This is a genomic window from Massilia sp. TS11 (assembly GCF_022012445.1).
In the GTDB taxonomy this organism is placed as follows: Bacteria; Pseudomonadota; Gammaproteobacteria; order Burkholderiales; family Burkholderiaceae_D; genus Telluria.
Genome location: NZ_JAKLTS010000001.1, coordinates 502,232 through 517,253 on the forward strand (window position 1 = coordinate 502,232; position 15,022 = coordinate 517,253).

General features: G+C 65.9%; 14 protein-coding genes. 7 read left to right on the forward strand and 7 right to left on the reverse strand.

Going from position 1 to position 15,022, the window contains the following annotated elements; genetic code table 11:
• Positions 1-8 precede the first annotated feature (8 nt).
• Together LZ005_RS02300 and LZ005_RS02305 are read left to right on the forward strand one after the other, a co-directional pair.
• Entirely contained in the window at positions 9-626 is a 618-nt protein-coding gene (locus LZ005_RS02300) for a tRNA-uridine aminocarboxypropyltransferase (RefSeq protein WP_237804262.1), read from the forward strand.
• A 31-nt stretch (positions 627-657) separates the two neighbouring features.
• On the forward strand, positions 658-1,746 hold the full coding sequence (locus tag LZ005_RS02305) for a PA0069 family radical SAM protein (RefSeq protein WP_237804264.1): 1,089 nt from the start codon (positions 658-660) through the stop codon (positions 1,744-1,746).
• On the opposite strand, the gene LZ005_RS02310 is transcribed toward LZ005_RS02305, so the two are convergent.
• The 3 genes from LZ005_RS02310 to LZ005_RS02320 all read right to left on the reverse strand — a co-directional run bounded on the left by LZ005_RS02310 (position 1,747) and on the right by LZ005_RS02320 (position 5,872).
• Entirely contained in the window at positions 1,747-4,299 is a 2,553-nt protein-coding gene (locus tag LZ005_RS02310; protein ID WP_237804266.1) for a methyltransferase domain-containing protein, read from the reverse strand. It abuts the gene before it with no gap.
• A gap of 8 nt (positions 4,300-4,307) precedes the next feature.
• A complete protein-coding gene (locus LZ005_RS02315; protein WP_237804268.1) occupies positions 4,308-4,871 on the reverse strand; it encodes a gamma-glutamylcyclotransferase in 564 nt (187 codons plus the stop codon).
• A 98-nt stretch (positions 4,872-4,969) separates the two neighbouring features.
• Entirely contained in the window at positions 4,970-5,872 is a 903-nt protein-coding gene (locus LZ005_RS02320) for a LysR family transcriptional regulator (RefSeq protein ID WP_237804270.1), read from the reverse strand.
• Between the two features lie 88 nt (positions 5,873-5,960).
• Here LZ005_RS02320 and LZ005_RS02325 point away from each other — a divergent pair, with 88 nt between their 5' ends.
• The 5 genes from LZ005_RS02325 to LZ005_RS02345 all read left to right on the forward strand — a co-directional run bounded on the left by LZ005_RS02325 (position 5,961) and on the right by LZ005_RS02345 (position 9,914).
• Positions 5,961-6,494, forward strand: a complete 534-nt coding sequence (locus tag LZ005_RS02325; protein ID WP_237804272.1) for a VOC family protein — start codon at positions 5,961-5,963, stop codon at positions 6,492-6,494.
• Between the two features lie 7 nt (positions 6,495-6,501).
• On the forward strand, positions 6,502-7,518 hold the full coding sequence (locus tag LZ005_RS02330; protein WP_237804274.1) for a fumarylacetoacetate hydrolase family protein: 1,017 nt from the start codon (positions 6,502-6,504) through the stop codon (positions 7,516-7,518).
• Between the two features lie 4 nt (positions 7,519-7,522).
• Positions 7,523-8,167, forward strand: coding sequence for a maleylacetoacetate isomerase (gene maiA, locus LZ005_RS02335; RefSeq protein ID WP_237804276.1), 645 nt, complete (start codon positions 7,523-7,525; stop codon positions 8,165-8,167).
• A gap of 90 nt (positions 8,168-8,257) precedes the next feature.
• A complete protein-coding gene (locus LZ005_RS02340) occupies positions 8,258-8,764 on the forward strand; it encodes a cache domain-containing protein (RefSeq protein WP_237804278.1) in 507 nt (168 codons plus the stop codon).
• Between the two features lie 43 nt (positions 8,765-8,807).
• Positions 8,808-9,914 carry a DUF3667 domain-containing protein gene (locus LZ005_RS02345; protein WP_237804280.1) on the forward strand — a complete coding sequence of 369 codons (1,107 nt, stop codon included), beginning with the start codon at positions 8,808-8,810 and terminating at the stop codon, positions 9,912-9,914.
• A gap of 88 nt (positions 9,915-10,002) precedes the next feature.
• On the opposite strand, the gene LZ005_RS02350 is transcribed toward LZ005_RS02345, so the two are convergent.
• From LZ005_RS02350 to LZ005_RS02365, 4 genes are read right to left on the reverse strand one after another with little or no spacing between them, the layout of a single operon-like run.
• Positions 10,003-11,325, reverse strand: a complete 1,323-nt coding sequence (locus LZ005_RS02350) for a M20 family metallopeptidase (protein WP_237804282.1) — start codon at positions 11,323-11,325, stop codon at positions 10,003-10,005.
• Entirely contained in the window at positions 11,322-12,641 is a 1,320-nt protein-coding gene (locus tag LZ005_RS02355; protein WP_237804284.1) for an amidohydrolase, read from the reverse strand. Before LZ005_RS02355 ends, LZ005_RS02350 begins: the two co-directional genes overlap by 4 nt.
• A gap of 57 nt (positions 12,642-12,698) precedes the next feature.
• Entirely contained in the window at positions 12,699-13,865 is a 1,167-nt protein-coding gene (locus LZ005_RS02360; protein WP_237804286.1) for an ABC transporter permease, read from the reverse strand.
• A complete protein-coding gene (locus tag LZ005_RS02365) occupies positions 13,862-15,019 on the reverse strand; it encodes an FtsX-like permease family protein (protein WP_237804288.1) in 1,158 nt (385 codons plus the stop codon). The genes LZ005_RS02360 and LZ005_RS02365 overlap by 4 nt, the downstream gene beginning before the upstream one ends.
• Between the last annotated feature and the right edge of the window lie 3 nt (positions 15,020-15,022).

Below are 15,022 nucleotides of genomic sequence, written 5' to 3' on the forward strand. Positions count from 1 at the left end.
TTTTATGCATGAGCCAAAGCTGGGGCAAGCTCAGCAGTGCGATAATCGCAGCCGTGAATCCCTCCCGTCCTCTTTGTCCGCGCTGTCAGCGGCCGCTGCCCGCCTGCGTGTGCGACTGCGCGCCCGCAGTCGCCAATGATGTCGATGTGCTGATCCTGCAGCATCCGCTCGAAACGGGCGCCGCCAAGGGCAGCGCGCGCCTGCTGCAGCTTAGCCTCGCGCGCTGCACCACGCTGGTGGGCGAACAGTTCGATCCGGCCTTACTGGAACAGCATTTGTATGCCGATGGGCGTCAGCCGCTGCTGCTGTATCCGGGCGCGCCGGACGCGCGGGCGCAGCATGCGCCGGCGGCCCTGCGTCTGGTGCTGCTGGACGCCACCTGGCGCAAGAGCCGCAAGCTGCTGCATCTGAATCCGCCGCTGGCGGCGCTGCCGCGCATGGCGCTGGCCTCGGTGCCGCCGTCACGCTACGCGATCCGCAAGGCGCATGCGCCGCACCAGCTGTCGACACTGGAGGCGGCCTGCCTCGCGCTGGCCGATCTGGAAGCCGCGCCCGCGCGCTACCTGCCGCTGCTCGATGGCTTTGAGCGCTTCGTGGCGCGGGTTCTGGCCCGCATGCGCCCTTGACATTGATACTGTATGCGCATACAGTATTTGGATGTCGCATCCCGCACCGTTCAAAGGCCGTGGCGCCGTCAGCAATCTGCAGGGCCGGTTCGAGGTCCAGCTGCGTGAACGCGCCGACGACGGCTGGTACACCGCCAGCGAGGACGAAGCCCCGCTCCCGTTCCGCACCCACGTGACCGAGGAAGTGGCCAAGTCCATCCTTAGCCACAACCAGTCGCCCGACATTCCGTTCGGCGTCTCCATCAATCCCTACCGCGGTTGCGAGCACGGCTGCATCTACTGTTTTGCGCGGCCCACGCACGCCTATCTGGGCCTGTCGCCGGGGCTCGATTTTGAAAGCCGCCTGGTCGCCAAGGTCAACGCGCCCGAGCTGCTGCGCGCGGCGCTGGCGCGCCCGGGCTATGTGCCGGAGCCGATCTCGGTCGGCATCAACACCGATGCCTATCAGCCGGTGGAGCGCGAGCGCCGCATCACGCGCCGCATTCTCGAGCTGCTGCACGACTGCCAGCATCCGGTCGCGCTGATCACCAAGTCCTCCCTGGTCGAACGCGATATCGACCTGCTGGCGCCGATGGCGGCGCGCCATCAGGCCATCGTCGCCATCACGCTCACCACGCTCGATCCCGAGATCGCCCGCACGCTGGAGCCGCGCGCGACCACGCCGCTGCGCCGTCTGCGCACCATCCGCACGCTGACGGATGCCGGCATTCCGGTCGGCGTCAGCATCGCCCCCGTCATCCCCTTCATCACCGAGCCGGACTTGGAGCGCATCGTCGAAGCCGTGGCCGATGCCGGCGCCGTCAGCGCACACTATGTGGTGCTGCGCCTGCCGCACGAGGTCAACCCCTTGTTCCAGCAGTGGCTGCAGGCGCATTTTCCCGAGCGCGCCCAGCGCGTGATGAACCGCGTGCGCGAGATCCACGGCGGTAAGGACTACGACGCCAGCTTCGGCAAGCGCATGCGCGGCGAGGGCGTCTGGGCCGACCTGATCGCCCAGCGCTTCGCCAAGGCCGTGCAGCGCCACGGGCTGGCCAGCGAACACCGCACGCGCGTCGGCCAGCTCGATACCAGCGCCTTCCGCCCGCCCTCGGCCAATCCGGACCAGCTGGCCCTGTTCTGATCAGCGCACGGTTTTGTATTCGGTGGCCATATTGTCGTCGCTGATGGTCCACAGGCGCGCGTCGGTGCGCACGCTGTCGCCGACTTCATTGAGCTTCATTGCGCTGAGCGTGGCCAGCATCTGGCGCGTGCGCGCGTCGCGGTCCAGCACGGCCTCGCCTTTGCTGTCGACGAACTGCAGCAGATTGGCGCGCCGCTCCTCGGGCGTCATGTCGAAGGGCGCATCGCTGGCGGCGACAAAATTGGAGTAGGTGACCACGTGCTTGAACACGGCCGCCGCCGTGCGGATCACGTCGCGCGAGCCGGTCGTGTTGTAGTACATGACGCCGCCTTCCTTCAGGTGCTGCTTGCACAAGATGAGGAATTCGGCCGACAGCAGATTGGTCATGTTGGCGCGCCAGTGGTAGCTGGTGTTCATCAGGATGAAGTCGAACTTCTCGTCCGGATGCTGGCGCAGCCAGCGCCGCCCGTCGTCCACGTTCAGCTGCAGCTTCTCGTGCGTGAACATGCTGGCGATGTCCGGATAGTTCTCGATCATCTGGCGGTAGCCCGGATTGATCTCGACCACCACCAGCTCTTTCAGCGGCAGGTAGTCGCTGACGATGCGCGCCCACGAGCCGGTCGACAGGCCGATATCGAGCACGCGCTCGGGCTTGCGGTGCAGGGCGGCGATCATGAAGGTGCGGTCGATCTGGTTCACATTCAGCAGCGGATCGATATTGAAGCGCCCGTCGTAGATGCCGTTCCCATACATGATGTCGGCCACCCCGGCTTCCACGGTGATGATGCCGCTCTTGTTCTCGAGGACGTGCTTGAACGGCGGCGGATTGCTGACCGCGTACTGCAGCTTTTCGAGATGGCGGTCGAACAGCAGGCCATGCGCGAGCCAGGCCACGGCCGACAGCAGGGCAAGCTGGAACAGAGCCAGCTTCTTGTAGCGCAGCGTGGTCGGCACTTTGTAGACCAGCAGGACCAGCAGCACCAGCGTGGCCAGCGACAGCAGGGTGATGTTCTGTTCGAGCGTGTAGCGGTCCAGCAGGATAAAGCCGGTTAGCAGCGGGCCGGCGGTGGCGCCGATGATGTTCGCGAAGTACAGCAGCGACATCGCGCGTGTCGAAGCCTGGCCTTTATCGGCGATGCCAAGGTGGATCAGCATCGGCAGGATGCCGCCGCTGAAGTAGGCGACGATGCCGATCAGCGCATAGCCGACCAGGGCGCCAAAATCCTTGTTCAGGTGCGCCGTGACCTGGGCCGTGATCGGCAGCGCAAAGTAGAACACGGCGGCCGCGCAGGCCAGCGCCCGCACCACGTAGGCGTGCAGGTCTTCGTTCGATTCGCACAGGGCCTTGGACTTGAGCGAGCCGCTCGCCACGCCGGCCAGATAGGCCGCCAGCAGCAGGCCGAACACCTGCGGCTTATTCGCCGTCATGAAGCCAAGCACGCGGTACCAGAGGATCTCCTGACTGAGGGCGATGTAGCCGATCGCCAGCAGCACCACGAACATGAAGCCGAACGACAGTTGTCCCGGTGCGGCGGGCACGCTGTCGGTGCTGGCCGGCGGCGCCTGGCGGCCCAGGCGGCCGATGGTGCGGCTGGCGCCGTAGATCAGGGCCGCCGTGGCGAAGTTGCAGCAGGCCGCCACCAGCACCGTGTTGTGCAGACCCGTGAAGACGAACAGCACCTGCACGGTGGCGAAGGCGGCGATGGCCGAACCGATCGTGTTAAACGCGTACAGCAGCCCGACCGAGCGGCCGATGTTGTGCAGATAGCCCTGCAGCCAGGCCACCAGAATCGGCAAGGTCGCACCCATCAGCAGGGTCGGAATCGCGAGAATCAGATAGACCCAGAACACCAGGCTGGCGGTGGAGGTGCTGCCGGCCGCATGGCTGACGGCGGCAATCAGGTCGAGGCTGAACACCCCGTACACGCCGATCGCCACTTCCAGCGCCAGGAACAGTTCGAGCAGGCGTCCGGCCAGGCGCTGCTGCAGCCAGCCGCCGGCCAGCGAGCCCAGACCCAGGCCAAACATGAAGACCGAGACGACCACGGTGACCGATTCGCTGTTGATGCCGAAGGTGGAAAACAGCACGCGCTGCCAGACCACCTGGTAGATCAGGGCCGAGAAGCCGGAGACCAGAAACAGCAGGGCGATGAATTTGTCGGTCGCGACCAGGCGGTCGCGTTCATCGGCGCGCAGCACGGCCAGGAACATCAGGCCCTGGATGGCGCCAGCCAGCACCCACAGGGCGCAGGTCGCGGCCAGGGTTGGCACCATCCAGTAGCCGGCGAAGAAGGCCAGATAGCTGAACGGCGCAAAATTCAGAAAGCGCGCATGGGCCTGGGGCAGGGCCGCGCGCTGCACCATCAGGTGCGCGGTCAGGCGCTGCAGCAGGCGTATCCCGAGCGGCATCAGGAAGATCAGGGCCAGGCCCTCGATCTGGCCGCGCGCCAGCGGCTTGCTGGCATCGGCGGGGCCAGCCTGCAGCGTGTACATCACGGCATACAGCACCCCGAACAGGGAGGACAGAAACTGGGCTTTGCGGTCGTCGAGCATGGGGCTCCTCACGAGGACAGGCGGATCAGATGCTGTTCAATGGCGAAGATATGGGCATCGTCTTCGCCGAGCGCGCGCAGGGCGGCGGCCAGCTCCAGCAGATAGGCGCGGTTGGGGCCACTGGGGCCGGCCGCGCGCGCGATGTGGGCGGCGATATCGGCCTCGCTGGCGGGGCCGAGCCAGGCCGCGTTGTCGGGTGCGGCCACGTAGGTCAGGCCATCGGCAACGCCGCCTTCGGCAAAGTGGATCGGCGTGACCACGCGCAGATAGCCATTCTTCTCGCGGTGGTCGAGATGGGCGAATTCCTCGGGCGTGATCAGATAGGCCATGCCGGCACAGCGCGCACCGGGCGCCTCCACCAGCGTCACCACGCGGCCCGGCGCGGCGGGCGTGCCGCGGTGGTCGTGCGAGCCTTGCCAGAAGCGCCGCTGCCAGTCGAGGATATGGGCCGGGCGCCGCGCCAGATAGGGAAAGTCGGCCTTGAAGATGATCGAGCCATAGCCAAACAGCCAGACGTTGTCGTGGCCGTCGAAATGGTCCATGGCCTGATTCAGGGCGGTGGTGTCATGCATGGTCAACCCGGGTACGAATGCCGATCATGCCAAACCAGCGCATCGGCGCGCCGTCCAGGCGCAAAGCAGCAGGCAGAGGGCGAGCAGGGCGCGCATGCTCAGCGCTGTGCGGGCAGGCGCCCGACAAACTCGAACAGGAAGCTGATGAAGCTTTCCGCCGCCGGCGACAGCGAGCGCCCCTCGCGCGTGGTGACGAAAAAGCGGCGCGTCAGTTCGGGTTCGTGGAGCAGGCGCATACGCAGTTGGTAGAGTTTCACGAGCGGCTCAGCATACGGCAAGCAGACAGTGATGCCAAGCCCCGCACTGACCATGGCCAGCGCGGTCGTCATGAAGGTGACTTCATTGGCCGGATGGAGCGCGACTTCGGGGCTGGCGTGCATGTCCGTGATCAGCCTTTCGGTGAACTGGCCCTGCAGCGAAATGAACGGATACTGCGCCAGATCGGCCCACACGAGGCGGCGCTTGCGATTGAGCGGATGGCCGTGCGGCGCCACCAGCATGAAGGGCATCTCGAACAGCTGGCGCGCGGCGATCTGCGGCATCGGGTCGCGCTCCGGACCGATGCCCAGATCGACCTCGCCGCTGAGCACGCGCGCGGCCACGTTCTCCACCGGCGCGTCGACCAGGCGCACCTGCACCTCGGGATGGCGGACCCGGTAGGCCGCCATCACCTGCGGCAGCAGCGTGCAGGACATCAGCTGCGGCGCCGCCACCCGCACCAGGCCCTGGCGCAGGCTGGTCTTGTTGGCCACGTCCTGCAGGGCCACGTCGAGGTCGTCGAGCATCTTGGCGAACAGCGGATACAGGCCGCGTCCGATCTCGGTCAGCGTCACCTTGCGCGTGCTGCGGTCGACCACGCGCGCGCCCAGCGTCGCCTCGAGCTCCTTGATCAGACCGGACAAGGCCGACTGCGTCACATGCAGGTAGTCGGCCGCCTGGGTGAAGTTGCCGGTCTTGGCCAGGGCGACAAAAGCGCGCATCTGGCGCAGCGTAGGATTCATAAGAAAGTCCGATAAATCGATTGAAAAATATTGTTTGTATGATAGAACGATTTGCAGTCAAATAGGGGCTTCCCCAAGGGAGGTTCCCATGCTCGTGAAGAAAATCCACCACGTTGCCTACCGCTGCAAGGACGCCAAAGAAACCGTCGAGTGGTACTGCCAACACCTGAACATGCGCTTCGTGCTCGCCATCGCCGAAGACAAGGTGCCCTCGACCGGCGCCCACGATCCCTACATGCACGTCTTCCTTGACGCTGGTGCCGGCAACATCCTCGCCTTCTTCGAACTGCCGACCCAGCAGCCGATGGGGCGCGACGAGAACACCCCGCCCTGGGTGCAGCACCTGGCGCTGGAAGTCGGCTCGATGGACGAACTGCTGGCCACCAAGGCGCGCCTGGAGGCGGCCGGCATCGAAGTGATCGGCCCGACCAATCACACGATCTTCAAGTCGATCTACTTCTTCGACCCGAACGGCCACCGCCTCGAACTGGCCTGCAATACCGGCACGCCCGAGATGATGGAAAAGCTCGACGCCGTGAAGTGGGACATGCTCAATGAATGGGCGCAGACCAAACGGGCGCCGCGCCACGCGGCCTGGATGCACGAAAACACGCAAGGCTGATTGAACGATGAAACTCGCTACCCTGAAATCGCAGCAGCGCGACGGCACCCTGGTGGTGGTCGCGCGCGACCTGAGCCAATGCCAGGCCGTCCCCGATATCGCGCCCAATCTGCAGTACGCGCTCGACCACTGGGAGCGCGTGCGTCCGCAGCTGGAGGAGGTCTACACGGCGCTCAACCACGGCGCTGCGCGCCACGCCCAGCCGTTCGATGAGGCGGCCTGCCACTCGCCGCTGCCGCGCGCCTACCAGTGGGCCGACGGCTCGGCCTACATCAACCACGTGGAGCTGGTGCGCAAGGCGCGCGGGGCCGAAGTGCCGCCTTCGTTCTACACCGACCCGCTGATGTACCAGGGCGGCTCGGACAGCTTCGTCGGCCCGCGCGATCCGATCGCCGTGCTGTCCGAAGACTGGGGTGTGGACCTGGAGGCCGAAGTCGCCATCATCACTGGTGACGTGCCGATGGGTGCCAGCCCGGAGCAGGCCGCCCAGGCCATCCGCCTGATCATGCTGGTCAACGACGTCTCGCTGCGCAATCTGATCCCGGCCGAATTGAACAAGGGCTTCGGCTTCTTCCAGTCCAAGCCGGCCAGCGCGTTTTCGCCGGTCTGCATCACGCCCGATGAACTGGGCGCCGCCTGGGCCGACAGCAAGGTCCATCTGCCGCTGCTGGTGGCGCTCAATGGCCAGCCCTTCGGCAAACCGAACGCGGGCGAGGACATGACCTTCAGTTTCGCCCAGCTGGTGGCGCACGCGGCCAAAACGCGCGAACTGGGCGCAGGCAGCATCATCGGCTCCGGCACCGTCTCGAACAAGCAGGGCAGCCTGCACGGCTCCTCGATCGCCAATGGCGGCGTGGGCTACTGCTGCCTGGCCGAAGTGCGCATGTACGAAACCATCGAAGGCGGCAAGCCGCAGACGCCTTTCCTGCATTTCGGCGACCGTGTGCGCATCGAGATGCACGATGCGCACGGCGCCAGCATCTTCGGCGCGATCGATCAGCAGGTCGCTCCCTACCGGGCCTGAAAGCATGAAGCTCTATACCTACTTCCGCAGTTCGGCCGCCTACCGCGTGCGCATCGCCCTGCAGCTCAAGGGCCTGCAGCCGCAGATGCTGCCTGTGCACCTGCTCAAGGGCGGCGGCGAGCAGCTGCAGCCGGCCTACCGCGCCATCAATCCGAGCGGCCTGGTGCCGGCGCTGGACGACGGCGGCCAGCTGATCACCCAGTCGCTGGCCATCATCGAATACCTCGATGAGACCCACCCGGCCACGCCGCTGCTGCCGGCCGATCCGGCTGGCCGCGCGCGCGTGCGCGCCCTGGCCCAGATGATCGCCTGCGACACCCATCCGCTGGCCAATCTGCGCGTGCTGCGCTATCTGACCGGGCCGATGGGCCTGAGCGAGGAAACCAAGAACGCCTGGTATGTGCACTGGGTGAGCGAAGGCCTGCGCGGCCTCGAAGCCCACCTGGCGCGCGACGCCGCCACCGGCAGCTTCTGCCACGGCGAGCAGCCGGGCCTGGCCGACTGCGTGCTGGTGCCCCAGGTGTTCAACGCCCAGCGCTTCCAGATCGACCTGACGCCGTATCCGACGGTGATGCGCATCCACGCCGCCTGCGAGGCCCTGCCGGCCTTTGCCGCGGCCCATCCGTCGCGCCAGCCCGATACAGAATAAATCACGCCGTCAATACCCTAAACGCCGCGCACTTTTACTACAATGAACGGCCTCGGCAATGGTGCCGGGATTCGACAGGTGGAGTGCGACGTGGCAGCTTTGGCAGTGTGGTTGACAGCAGCGATGCTGGCGGGACAGCCCGCGCCCCCGCCCAATAAGCCGGTCGTGCCGCCGCTGGGCAATAGCAGCCCGGAGCAGGCGCGCGTGCTGGTCCAGCATGCGGCCGACTATCTGCAGCGCTTCGGGCGCGAGCTGGCGATCATCGAATTCAATCGCCCGCGCAGCGTGTTCAACAGCGTGAGCGAGTTCAATCCCAATGGCGACCTGTACGTCGTGATGTTCTGGGCCAACCGCGGCGGCGTCCAGCTCGCCCATGGCCGCCACCCGCAGATGGCCGGCAAGGACATGAGCGGCGTGCGCAATATCGAAGGTATCTTCGTCAACAAGGAAATCATCAAGGCCTGCAACACGGCCGAGGGCAATGGCTGGGTCGCCTTCAAGTGGCCGAATCCGGCCAGCCAGCAATTCGCACCGCGCCGCGTGTACGCGCAAAAGGTCGACGAATACTGTATCGCCGCGGGCGTCTTTGTCGATTGAGTGCAGACTGCTATCATGATGTTTTGGCATCATGGGGGCAGGCATGACGATGGATGTGGACGCGGCCGGTAATCTGGCCGAGGCGGCCCTGGTGGCCGGCGTAATCGAAGGCAGCAAGGGGCAGGGCGGGGCCGAGGCGCAGTGCGCCAACTGCCAGGCCGTGCTGACCGGTCCGTATTGCAGCCAGTGCGGCCAGAAGGGCCACCTGCATCGCTCCATCCTCCACCTGGGCGAAGAACTGGCCCACGGCACCATGCATTTCGACGCCAAGGGCTGGCGCACGCTGCCGCTGCTGATCTGGAAGCCGGGCGAACTGACGCGCCGCTACATCGACGGCCAGCGCACGCGTTTCGTGTCGCCGCTGGCCCTGTTCCTGTTCATGGTGTTCCTGATGTTCTTCGTCGTCTCCTGGGCGATCGGCAATGCCGACAAGGCCAAGCTCGACGAGGCCGGGCGCGAGCAGGCGCGTACCGAACTGCGCAACACCATCGCCCAGGAGCAGCGCATCAAGAGCGAGATCGAGACGCGCCTGGCGGCGGCGCAGGCGGCCGGCCAGGACCTGAGCGCACTGCAGGCCGAGGCCGAGCGCAACAAGGTCGCGCTGAAGGCGGCCGGGGTGACCCTGGCCGGACTGAGCGCCAGCACCAAGGACAAGGCCGCCAAAGGCAAAGAGAAGGACGTCGTGATCGAAGAGCTGAGCCAGGGCTTCAAGATCGACACCGGCGTCGACTGGATCGACAAGGCCGGCGCGCACGCGATGGACAATCCCGAGCTGGCCAAGTACAAGCTGAAGAACGCCGCCTACAAATACGCCTTCCTGCTGGTGCCGATTTCGGTGCCCTTCCTGTGGCTGCTGTTCCCGTTCAAGCGCGGCGTGACCATGTACGACCACGCCGTCTTCACCCTGTATTCGCTGTCCTTCATGGCCTTGCTGTTCGTGGTGGTGGCGGTGCTTGGTCATTTCGGCTTCAACGGCACGGCCGGCATGGCCTTCGTCTTCATCCCGCCGATCCACATGTACCGGCAGTTGCGCGGCACCTATGGCGTGGGCCGCTTTGGCGCGCTGTGGCGCACGGTGACGCTGCTGTTTGTCGCCATCCTCGTGATCACGCTCTACGTGCTGGCCGTGCTCGGCCTGAGCGCCGCCTGATCCTTCGCGGCGCGCAAAACAAAACCGGGGCCAGGCCCCGGTTTTTTCTTTCTGGATAAATGGGGTCTGACCCCGATTTATCTTGGCGTCACTTTTTTGGCATCAGGTCGAGCAGGGCGGTGACGGTCGCTTCCACGCCCAGGCGGATCGCGGCTTCGGCGTCGGCCTTGAACAGGGGGCTGTGGTTGTAGCCGATCGTGGCCTTGCCTTCCTTGGCGGCGTCGATCACGGCCTTGGGCGTGCCGCCCACGCGGATGTACACGCTCGGGATGTACGGGTCTTCCGTGAAGTAGGGGAAGTCCTCGGCGCCCATGCCGTCGCGCGTGTAGGTGCTGGCCACCACGCCCGGTCCGAGGCGCTTCTCCCACGCGGCCTTCAGGCGCTTGGCCAGGGCGGTGTCGTTCGCCGTCGGCGGAGTGTGCTCGCCCACGATCACGGTCGGCAGCAGGTCTTCCGGCATGCCGGCCATGCGGCCTGCATTCTTGGCCACGCGCTCGATCGCGTCCAGCAGCTGCTTGCGCGTCTGCGGGTTTTCGGAACGCACGGTCAGCTGCAGGCGCGCTTCGTCGGAGATGATGTTGTGCTTGGTGCCGGCGTGGAAGGAGCCGACCGTGATCACGCCCGGCTCGCGCGGGGCCTTCTCGCGGCTGATGATGGTCTGCAGGCCGTTGTAGATCAGGTTGGCGATCTGGATCGGGTCCTTGCCATTGTGCGGGCTGGCGCCGTGGGTGCCGATGCCTTTCACGACGATGTCGACCGAGTCGGCGCCCGAGTAGGCGGCGTCTTCCGAGGCGACCAGGGTGCCGCTGGCGACGTCGGCGCTGACGTGCCAGGCGAACGCATAGTCGGGCTTGCCGAAGCGCTCGTACAGCTTGTCCTTTTTCATCGCCAGCGCGCCGCCGACGCGCTCTTCGGCCGGCTGGCCGATCAGCATCAGCGTGCCCGACCATTTGCCCTTGTTCTGGGCCATGTAGAGGGCGGTGCCGACCAGGCCGGTGATGTGGGTGTCGTGGCCGCAGGCATGCATGACGGGGAAGGTTTTGCCTTCGTGATCCTTGGCCACCACCTTGGAGGCGTAGGGCAGCTCGTTCTTTTCCTGCAGCGGCAGGGCGTCCATGTCGGCGCGCACCATCACCAGCGGGCCGGGGCCGTTCTTCAGCATGGCCACCACGCCGGTGCCGCCGACCTTCTCCGTCACGCTGAAGCCGGCCTCGCGCAGCTCCTGGGCCAGGCGCTTGCTGGTCTCGACTTCCATGAAGGACAGTTCGGGATGGCTGTGGAAATGCTGGAACAGGCTGCCGAGTTTGTCCTGGTAGGTCTTGGCCACCGAGGCCGTCAGGTCTTTGTCCGCAGCGAAGGCAGGGGTGGCCAGCAGGGCGGCCACGAGGGGAAGCAGGCGCAGTGTGTTCATTTTTTCTTCATCAGGTCGTAGAGGGCGGTGACGGTGGCTTCGACGCCCGTGCGGATGGCGGTCTCGGCCTCGGCTTTGAACAGCGGGCTGTGGTTCGACGGCACCGGGGCGCCGCCTTTCTTCTGGGCGTCCAGCGCGGCCTTGGGCGTGCCGCCCACGGCGAAGTAGACGCTCGGAATATAGGGTTCCTGCGTGAAGTAGGGGAAGTCCTCGGCGCCCATGTGCAGGCGCTTGTAGCCGTCCATGAAGATGCCGTTGCCGAAGTGCTTGGCGAAGGCCGTGCGCACGCGCTGGGCGAGGGCGGCGTCGTTCAGGGTCGGCGGGGTCGAGGGGCCGTATTTCACCTCGGGCAATTTGTCCTCGGGCACGCCGGCGGCGCGCGCGGTGTTGACCGCCACCCGCTTGATCGCGTCGAGCATCAGCTTGCGTGTCTCGGCGCTTTCGGAACGCACCGTCAGCTGCAGCTCGGCGCGGTCGCCGATGATGTTGTTCTTGGTGCCGCCGTGGAAGGAGCCGACCGTGATCACGCCGGCTTCGCGCGGGGCCTTCTCGCGGCTGATGATGGTTTGCAGGGCCAGCACGATTTCAGAGCCGATCACGATCGGGTCCTTGCCCATGTGGGGGAAGGCGCCGTGCGCGCCGATGCCGTGCACGGTGATGTCGACGAAATCGCTGCCCGACCAGGCGGCATCGTCGACGACCACGAGCTTGCCGGCTTCGATATCGGACAGCACGTGCAGGGCCAGCGCATAGTCGGGCTTGCCGAAGCGCTCCCACACGTGGTCTTTCATCATGGCTTCCGCGCCGCCGACGCGCTCTTCGGCCGGCTGGCCGATCAGCATCAAGGTGCCCGACCATTTGCTGCGCGTGGCCGCCATGATCTGGGCCGTGCCGATCAGGCTGGTCATGTGCACGTCGTGGCCGCAGGCATGCATGACGGGGAAGAGATTGCCTTCGCGGTCCTTCATCTTCACGGTCGAGGCGTTCGGCAGGCCGGACTTTTCCTCGACCGGCAGGCCGTCCATGTCGGCGCGCATCATCACGGTCGGGCCGGGGCCATTTTTCAGGATCGCCACCACGCCGGTGCCGCCCACGTGCTCGCTCACCGTGTAGCCGAGCTCGCGCAATTCCTTGGCCAGACGGGCGGCCGTGTTCACTTCCATGAAGGACAGTTCGGGATTGCGGTGGAAATGATCGAACAGTCCGGCCAGCTTGCTCTGGTAGTTCTGTTGAATGGTCTGGGACAGGGCCGGATCGGCGGCCAGGGCGGGTGTGGCAAACAATGCCGCAATCAGCGGCAAGTGGCGTACTGACATGAATCCCCCATCAGGTTGTTATCCTGAAGAATGTATCACATCGGTTTGAGTCTGTGCTCAGGCGGCCCGCAAGGCCTCGACAATCTGCATCCGCGCCGCGCGCAGGGCGGGCAGGAAGCCGCCGAGGAAGCCCATGATCAGCGCGAACAGCAGGGACTTGATGACCACGCCGGCCGTCAGGCGGAAGCCGAAGGCCAGCTCGGAGAAGGACTGGAAATTGGTCGTCGAAAAACTCAGCAGCTGCATCAGCGAGGCGCAGGCCAGCCCGAACGCGCCGCCGACCATGGCCAGCAGCAGCGACTCGGTCAGAAAGGCGGCCAGGATGCTGCGCCGCTGGAAACCGAGCGCGCGCAGCGTGCCGATCTCGCCCACGCGGTTGGCCACCGAGGCATACATGGTGATGGTCGCGCCGATCATGGCGCCGATCGAGAAAATCGCCGACAGCGTGATGCCGAGGATGTTGATGAAGGTGGACAGGGCCTTGGTCTGGTCCGAATAGAAAGTCTGCTCGCGCTTGGCTTCGATGGTCAGGCGCGGGTCGGCCTCGAGGTCTTTCTTGAAGCCGTCGAAGGCGCCGCTGTCGCGCAGCTTGACCACCATCGAGGAGAACACGGGGCGTCGGAAGGCCTGCATCAGCTGGTCGACGTCGCCCCAGATCTCGGAATCGAAACCGCTGTTGCCGGCGTCGAAGGTGCCGACCACGGTCCAGTCGCGCTGGGCGAAGCGCACGCGGTCGCCGATATTGGTGCCCTGGAAGCCGCGCAGAATGCTGTTGCCGATCACGATCTCGGACGCGCCCGGCTTGAACATGCGCCCGGCCGTCAGCTTGATCTGCGGCCGCAGCACGGGCGCCAGCGTGCCGACGCCACGGATGATCACGTTCGAGGGCTTGCCGGTGTCGCGCTTGAGCATCGAGATCAGCACCACCGTTTCCTTGGAGGCGATCGGCTGGCCGTCCGGGCCCAGGGCCACGGCCGGGTGGGTGATGATCACGTCGGCCTGGTTGCGCGCGACGCTGCTTTGAATCTCGGTCTCGGACGAGCGGCGGATGATGACGGCATTGTCGTACTCGCCCGTGGTGACCATGGTCGTGCGCAGGCCTTCGTCCAGCATCAGCACGGTGGCGAACACGAACACCACCAGGGCCAGGCCGGCGGCCGTGAGCACGGTGGTCAGGCGGCGCGCCCACAGATTGCGGGCGATATAGGACAGTGGCAGCTTCATCCGATATGCCTCAGGCCTTCGACGATGTTGACGCGCAGCGCGCGGATGGTCGGGGCGATGGCGGCCACCAGGCCGATCGCCAGGGCCGCGCCGATCTGCATGAGCACGGTGTCGGGCGCGATCGTGAAGGTCGGGAACAGGGTGCCCATCTTGGCCGCGAAGCCGGCCGCGGTCGGATACAGCAGGGCGATGCCGAGCCCGGCGCCGACCAGCGCCAGCAGCAGCGATTCGCCGACGATCATCTGCACCAGAAAGCCGGGGCCGAAGCCGAGCGCCTTGAGGGTCGCGTATTCGCTCAGGCGCTCGCGCGCGCTCATGGCCATGGTGTTGGCCATCACCGCCATGATGATCAGGATCACCACGAAGGACACGAGGCGCACGGCGGCGACGATGGCGTCCGACATTTCGACGAAGGACAGCTGGAAGGCCTTCTCGGTCTCGGTCAGGGTCTCGGCCAGCGAGTTCTTGAACGTGCGGTCGATGTCGGCCGCGATCTGGGCCGTCAGCTCGGGCCGTTTGATCTGGACGACGAACACCCCGGTCTGGTTGGCGCGGCGCGGCGCGCTGCGCAGCAGCACCTCGTTGATGTAGTCCCAGTGCACGAACATCTGGGTGGTGTTGGTGATGTCCTTGCGGCCGTCGTAGATGGCGCGCACGGTGAAGGTCCAGGTGCCGGGGAAGATGGTGCCGCGCAGCGGGATGGTGTCGCCGATCTTGAAGCCGTACTGCTCGGCCAGCTTGCGGCCGACGATGCAGCCCTTGCGGTCGCGCAGGAAGGCGGTGCGCTGCTCGTCGGGCATCAGGTAGTCGGGGTAGAGGTCGAGATAGCTCTGGCCCGAAATCGCGAACTGGGGGAAGAAATTCTTCGGGTCCTGGTAGATGCCGCCGAACCAGTTGGCATAGCCGACGCCGGTCACCCCCTCGATCGCGCGGATCTTGGGGCCATACGAGATCGGCAGCGGGAACACCAGCGAGGTGGCATTGCGCGTCACCAGGGTCGTGGCCGAGGCCGCTTCCGAACCGGCATACCAGGCGCCGATCACCGTCTGCAGCAGGCCGAAGGCCAGCACGGCCACCACCAGGCCGAGCACCGTGAGGCCGGTGCGCAGCTTGTGGCGCAGCGCGTTCTTGACGATGAGCTTGAGGGCGTACATGGG

What these genes read in the sequence shown, in the direction of transcription:
- LZ005_RS02300 (WP_237804262.1), top strand. Translation starts at nt 9, where the DNA reads ATGAGCCAAAGCTGGGGCAAGCTCAGCAGTGCGATAATCGCAGCCGTG.
- LZ005_RS02305 (WP_237804264.1), top strand. Translation starts at nt 658, where the DNA reads ATGTCGCATCCCGCACCGTTCAAAGGCCGTGGCGCCGTCAGCAATCTG.
- LZ005_RS02310 (WP_237804266.1), bottom strand. Translation starts at nt 4,299, where the DNA reads ATGCTCGACGACCGCAAAGCCCAGTTTCTGTCCTCCCTGTTCGGGGTG.
- LZ005_RS02315 (WP_237804268.1), bottom strand. Translation starts at nt 4,871, where the DNA reads ATGCATGACACCACCGCCCTGAATCAGGCCATGGACCATTTCGACGGC.
- LZ005_RS02320 (WP_237804270.1), bottom strand. Translation starts at nt 5,872, where the DNA reads ATGAATCCTACGCTGCGCCAGATGCGCGCTTTTGTCGCCCTGGCCAAG.
- LZ005_RS02325 (WP_237804272.1), top strand. Translation starts at nt 5,961, where the DNA reads ATGCTCGTGAAGAAAATCCACCACGTTGCCTACCGCTGCAAGGACGCC.
- LZ005_RS02330 (WP_237804274.1), top strand. Translation starts at nt 6,502, where the DNA reads ATGAAACTCGCTACCCTGAAATCGCAGCAGCGCGACGGCACCCTGGTG.
- maiA (WP_237804276.1), top strand. Translation starts at nt 7,523, where the DNA reads ATGAAGCTCTATACCTACTTCCGCAGTTCGGCCGCCTACCGCGTGCGC.
- LZ005_RS02345 (WP_237804280.1), top strand. Translation starts at nt 8,808, where the DNA reads ATGACGATGGATGTGGACGCGGCCGGTAATCTGGCCGAGGCGGCCCTG.
- LZ005_RS02350 (WP_237804282.1), bottom strand. Translation starts at nt 11,325, where the DNA reads ATGAACACACTGCGCCTGCTTCCCCTCGTGGCCGCCCTGCTGGCCACC.
- LZ005_RS02355 (WP_237804284.1), bottom strand. Translation starts at nt 12,641, where the DNA reads ATGTCAGTACGCCACTTGCCGCTGATTGCGGCATTGTTTGCCACACCC.
- LZ005_RS02360 (WP_237804286.1), bottom strand. Translation starts at nt 13,865, where the DNA reads ATGAAGCTGCCACTGTCCTATATCGCCCGCAATCTGTGGGCGCGCCGC.
- LZ005_RS02365 (WP_237804288.1), bottom strand. Translation starts at nt 15,019, where the DNA reads ATGTACGCCCTCAAGCTCATCGTCAAGAACGCGCTGCGCCACAAGCTG.